The organism is Luteibacter sp. P4_E6, from assembly GCF_056401535.1.
Window position 1 is genome coordinate 1 of sequence record NZ_JBFUJE010000226.1, and the last position, 6,336, is coordinate 6,336.

The 6,336-nt window shown below is 62.3% G+C and carries 2 protein-coding genes; both read left to right on the forward strand.

The window, feature by feature from the left end:
• The first annotated feature begins 699 nt into the window (after positions 1-699).
• Entirely contained in the window at positions 700-3,891 is a 3,192-nt protein-coding gene (locus AC1DT2_RS13730; protein ID WP_477296877.1) for a TonB-dependent receptor, read from the forward strand.
• A gap of 66 nt (positions 3,892-3,957) precedes the next feature.
• Positions 3,958-6,330, forward strand: a complete 2,373-nt coding sequence (locus AC1DT2_RS13735) for a GH92 family glycosyl hydrolase (protein ID WP_477296879.1) — start codon at positions 3,958-3,960, stop codon at positions 6,328-6,330.
• Positions 6,331-6,336 lie beyond the last annotated feature (6 nt).

Below are 6,336 nucleotides of genomic sequence, written 5' to 3' on the forward strand. Positions count from 1 at the left end.
CTTGCATGCATCGACGACAGGCGACGCCCGTTGTGAATACGACCAACCGGCTTAAGATTTTTGCAGCGCAGCGTGACACCTCATCGCTTTGGCGTCTTAATCTGTCCCCAGGGGATTTAGATCGATCCAAGCTAGTGTGATTTGCATCACGTCGCAGCCGCGAAGGTGTGCATTGGCTTGGACTGGGGTGGGGAGGGCAGAGGGCTGTGCGCATCGTGCGCCACCCGGAACGTTGCCGCTTCCCGCCGGGCCTGTCTTGGGGAAGGGGAAGCCGCCACATGAAAGCAAGCACCACCTGTACGTCCATGAGCACCAGCCCGCGCGAAGCGCGCGTGACCGTGTTCATGAGGTCTTTTGACCGCGGCGCGGATCGTTGCCGCCGAGTTCCGCCTAGCAGTCAGTAGGCGGACATAGAGATTCTGTCGCTGCGTTGCCTCTCGTCCACTGACGACGGCAATCACGGGAAACGCTGCCCTGCGTTCGGTGCAGCGGGTCTTTCCGCGGCGCATCCAGGGGTATGAGCCACTCATCGTTGACGACCGCAGGTGCCGCCTGCCGCCGTAAATTTGGATCGATTGAAATGCGGGAAATAAGGAGGACGCATGCCGACATAGGTCGCGAATCTGCAGCAGTGATGTAACGGGGGATCATCGCGCCGACTTCAAGAACGGCGCACACCACTGAGGGAAATAAAAAGAAATGACTTATCTGCCACACATGCTCAAGCGCAAGCCGCTTTGCGCCGCGCTCGCCTCGGCCACCTTGTCGTTCGTCGGTTTCATGGGGGTCCCGACGGCGGCTTTCGCGCAGACATCCGCGCCCGTCACGACGACAGCGCCCGCGCCGGCACAAACGACTGATAGCTCGACGGCAACGAAAAACGATAAGGAAAAGAAGGCAGATAAGCAGAGCAACGACACCGCGGCCGGTCCAACGAATCTGGACACCGTCGTCGTCACGAGTTATCGCCAGTCGATCGACCAGAACGTGTTGGACAAGCGCGATGCGAACTCCATCGTCGAGGTCATCAACGCACAGAACATCTCGCAGTTCCCCGCGAAGAACATCGCCGATGCGCTTGCGCATGTGCCTGGCGTGGTCATCAGTCGCGAATCGGGTGAAGGCAAGACGGTCAGCATTCGTGGCCTCGCGCCCGAGCTGACGCTGACCGAATTGAACGGCAACTACGTGGCCTCGGCAGATACCTCCGCCGGCCTGACGCGCTCGTTCAACTACACGCTGATGCCAGCGAACATGTTCTCCGAGATCAAGCTCTACAAGAGCCTCGAAGCACGCCTGGACGAAGGCGGCATCGGCGGCAACGTCGACCTGCACACGCGCCGTCCGCTGGAAATGAAGGCGAATGATGGTTTTGTGTCCATCAATGCCGCGGGCTCGGACAACAGCAGCAAGAAGACCCCGCAGACCTCGGCCCTGTGGTCGTGGAAGAACAAGGACGAGACGTTCGGCTTCCTCGTCGCGGGTTCGTACCAGAAGCGTCGCGATATCGATTACACGGCCAAGGCCGACAGCTGGCACTGGTGGAGCAACGACTGTACCAGCCAGGCTACGTGTACCGCGCCGCCGACGGACGTGCATGGCAAGCCATACGGTCCCGACGTGGCGCCCAATCTCGACCTGTGGTCCGGCGGCGGTGTCGTCGACCAGGGTGGCAAGGTCGATTCGGGCTACTGGATGCCGCAGCAGTTCTCCACGAGTCGTAACGAGCTGGACCTGAAGACCAAGGGCGCCCAGGCGACCATGCAATTCAAGCCCATCGACCATTTGCTGCTGACGGGTAACTACTTTCGCTTCGAGCGGCAGCAGACCCAGATCACCAACACGCTGGAAGTGCCCGAGTGGGGCCTGCCGAGCAACAGCAATTACGCGGACCAGCAGGGCAGGTTGCTCGCACCCAATGGCCTGACGTTCGATCCGTCGCACACCATCGTCACCGGCGCGAACTACGTCCTGCCGCCGAAGGGCGTGGGTTGTAATTCGCTGACCAACCCGTCTACCGGCGCAGCGCGTCAAGCCGTGGATACCTGCTCCACCGAGATTCCCTGGCTCAATGGCAGCTACAACGTCGAGAAGGCCACCTCTCAGACCCTCAACCTCGAAGGCGAGTGGGACAACGGCGGCAGCCTCAGCGGGTCGTTCAACTTTGGCCGTACCTGGGCCACGGGCGGTCCGTCGGTGCAGTTGAGCATGGCCGCGAAGCCGCGCAACTTCGTCAATGGACAGTGGGTGGACGGCAGCAACGGCGCGGCATGGACCCTCAATGGCAAGCCGACCCTCACCGCCTCGCCGGACGTGCTCCAGAACATGCTGGCCGGCGCGGGGCAGGTGGATCTGGGCTCGACCGGTTCCAACATGGTCAATACCAGCAACTCCCAGAACTTCGCCCAGGCCGATCTCACCTGGGCCTTCGATTCGACCTGGTTCCAGTCGCTGCAGTTCGGTTTCAAGTACCGCGACAACCACGCTGAGCAGACGAACAACGAGCAGCGCTGGTACTGCAAGGGCACGACGCTGCAGTTCCAGACCTGCGATCCCAACGCCGGCCAGTTGCCCGCGGGCTTCCTCCAGGCGAATTCGCTCGACGGGACCAACGAGGCCTATAGCGATAGCACTTTCCCGGCGATCAATTACCCGGCGTACTACAACTATCTCAACCAGACCTACGACCGGGTTCTCTACAACCATCCCGATGACAAGTCCTCGATCCAGGAGAAGATCGCTGCGGCCTATGTTCAGGCCAACTTCGACACCGGCACCGTCCGTGGCAACGTGGGTCTGCGCTTCGTCAGCACAGGACAGGACCTCACGGTCGCCGACGAAATCACTACCAACAACGCGGACTACTACCACGACGCGGGCGGCAACATCCTGATCTGCCCGACCACCGGCAAGAATATTGCCGGCGGCGCCTGCGCGCCGGGTGACTTCCAGTACCAGCCACGCGAGGTGGCGGTCGTGCAGACGTTCGACAACAGCACCACGCGCAAGCGCTACAACAAGGCATTGCCTAGCTTCAATATCGCGTGGAACGTCCTGGACGACGTCGTCGTTCGCGCGGCAGGTTCGCAGGCGCTCGCTCGTGCTAACTACACCGATCTTGCCCAGTTGGGCAGCCTGACCAACTACACCCAGGCGTACTACGACGATCGCAAGCAGTTCGGCTCACCCCTGCCGGGCTGGTACGGCAGCGGTGCCAATGCGGACCTGAAGCCGTTCACCGCGACCCAGTTCGATCTGGCGACGGAGTGGTACTACGCACCGCATTCGGTGGTGGGTATCGATCTGTTCCAGAAGAAGGTGAAGAACTTCGTCGTACCGGTCACCGTCAACAACATCAATGTGGACGTCAACGGCACGCCGACGAACTTCATGCAGTACAGCACCAATGCCAACGGCCGCTCGGGTACCTCGAAGGGCATCGAGTTCTACACCCAGCACACGTGGGATTCGGGTTTTGGCTACATCGCCAACTACACGCTCAACCACACCACGGAAACCCCGGTTTCCCTGGGCGACACGCAGGTCGGCAAATCCGAGCTGATCGGCAGCGCCAAGTACGCGGCCAACGTGTCGGTGTTTTACGAGAAGAACGGTCTGCTGCTTCGCGCCAGTGACAACTTCACCGGCCGGACCATGCAGGGTCTGACGGCGGGCCTGCCGATTTATTCGGCGCCGTATCACCAGATCGACCTGAACGGTGATTACGAGTTCAACAAGCACTTCGTCGTGACCGCGTCGGTGATCAACCTGTCGAAGTCGACGCCGCACGAGTACCTGGGCAACGATACGACGGCACGACTGGTCAGCCTCGAATACGCGGGACGCCAGTACTACGTCGGTATCACGTACAAGTTCGGTGATGGTGGTTAAAGAAGGCCCAGCGGGGTCAGGTGCATAGCCTGGCCCCGCTTTCGTTTCCGTCCCCAGGAAAACAGCATGAATCTCCCGCACCCACGTCTTCATAGTCGCCACGCTCTCGCGGTGGCACTTTCGGTCTTCGCGCTCGGAGCGATCAGCGCGGTCCACGCCGACAACGGCAAACACGCGGCTTCGGCCACCTCATCCGTCGACGAAGCCAATCCGCTGGTCGGCACCGCGCCACTGGATAAGAAGGAGTTCATCGGCAATGCGCCGCCCCCCGGTGAACCGCTGTATTCGGGCATGACCTCGCCCGGTGCGAGCTTGCCGCAAAGCTCGACCGACGCCGCACCCGTCAATATCAATGCGGACCTGAGCTTTGCCACGGGCGTTCCCGTGGCCTATGCCTATGGGCGCCCGGCCATGATCGGTTTCACCGGTGGTGGCTCGACGTACGGCGCGCGCGCCGCGCCGATGATCATGCCCGTGGTGGGCGACTGGACCGTGCCGCCGGACTACGCCGCGTCCTATTACGACAAGTCGACCGAGAAGGCCTCTCCGGGCTACTACGCCGTCGATCTCGCCACGTTCCACACCCGCGCCGAACTGACGGTGACGCAGTGGACCAGCCTGATGCGCTTCACCTTTCCGGCGAGCCATCGCTCGAACGTTGTGGTCAATCTTCGTCGCGCGGGCGGCGATGTGGAAGTCGTCGGTGACCGCACGATCCGCGGTGTCGATACCGGCAACCACGGAAACCACGATGCGGACGGTCCGTACTTCGTGGCGGAGTTCTCGCGTCCTTTCGCTGCGTTCGGCACGTTCCACGCCAACGTCAACGACAAGGGCGAGGGCCTCGGTCATGAAGACGTGCAGACGGGCCAGCGCAAGGTGACCGGCAACTATGCCGGCGCCTATGTCACCTTCGATACCAAGGACGGCGATAAGGTACTGGTGAGGATCGCCCACGGCCACAGTGCGGACGAAGCCGACCAGCGGCTGCATGCGGCGGAGGGAGATTTCGACAGCGTGCACGCCAAAGCGCGCGCGGCATGGGCTCAGCTGTTCGATCGTGTCGAAGTCACTGGCGGTACGCCGAAGCAGCGTGCGCTGTTCTATTCGACGCTGTATCACTCCTTTGCAAGTCCGCGCGTGGTTGCGCGCAAGGGCGAGCAGTACACCGACGCCAACGGCCAACTCAAGGTTGCCGCGTACGATCTCTACAGCCCTGTGCCGTACTGGGAMACCGGCCGCAACCAGATCGCGCTACTCATGCTGCTCCAGCCGAAGGTCGTGCAGGACATCATGCGCTCCGAGCTGGAGCGGGCGCGCGAACACGGTTACATGAACACCTCGTTCCACGGCGACCATGCCGTCTTCCTCTACGACGGTGCCATGCAGCGCGGTATTCCGTTCGACTATGCGGGCGCCTATGAAGTGCTGCGCAAGAACGCCACCGACCCGAAGGGCCCGCGCGGTTATCTTGCCGAATACGACAAGAATGGTTGGATCTCGGACATCGTTCCGCCGGGCAATCCCAGCCCGCCGTATGCCGGCGGCAAGGCCGGTGTCGCCACGACGCTCGAATACGCCTGGGACGATCATGCGCTCGCCGACCTCGCCAGGCGCGTCGGCAAGAAAGACGATGCCGAGATGTTCCAGCGCCGCGCGGCGAACTACCGCAACGTCTTCGATCCCTCGGTGGGCTTCTTCCGCGGCCGCACCGAAGACGGCAAGTGGATTTCGCCATTCGATCCGGCCGAGCCGTACTACAACTTCATGATGAAGGAAGGCTCGGGCTGGTCCACCCTGTGGCTCGTGCCGCACGACGTACAAGGCCTGATGAACCTGCTCGGCGGGCGCGATGCGTTCAATGCCAAGCTCGACACCTTCTTCAACACGCCCTACGCGCCCAAGGGCATCTGCCGCGATTGCACCGGGGTGATCGGCCAGTACGTGCAGGGCAACCAGCCCGACCAGCAGGCCGCGTATCTCTACGCATGGAGCGGGCAGCCCTGGAAGACGCAGGCGCTCACGCGCCGCATTCTCACCGACCTGTACGGCAGCGATGCCACCGGCTACGGCTATCCCGGCATGGACGACCAGGGCTCGACGTCGTCGTGGTACGTGCTCAGCGCCATGGGCTTCTACCCGGTCGACCCCTCCACGCCCGACTACATCATCGGCAGCCCTCTCTTCGACAGCGTCCGTCTGCACCTGGGTAACGGCAAGGTCTTCGAGATCGTCGCGCGCAACAACGCCGAGCGGAACATGTATATCCAGTCCGCTACGCTCAACGGTAAGCCGTGGACCAAGGCCTGGTTCAGCGATGCAGACATCGCGAACGGCGCGACGCTGGTACTCACGATGGGCCCCGAGCCAAGCAAGACCTGGGGCGCCGACCCGAAGGACGCACCGCCTTCCATGTCGGCCTCAGCCCCCGCCCCTTAAGGAACA

Bases quoted from the DNA above. Each gene is read 5' to 3' on its own strand.
- AC1DT2_RS13730 (WP_477296877.1), top strand. From the start codon at position 700: ATGACTTATCTGCCACACATGCTCAAGCGCAAGCCGCTTTGCGCCGCG.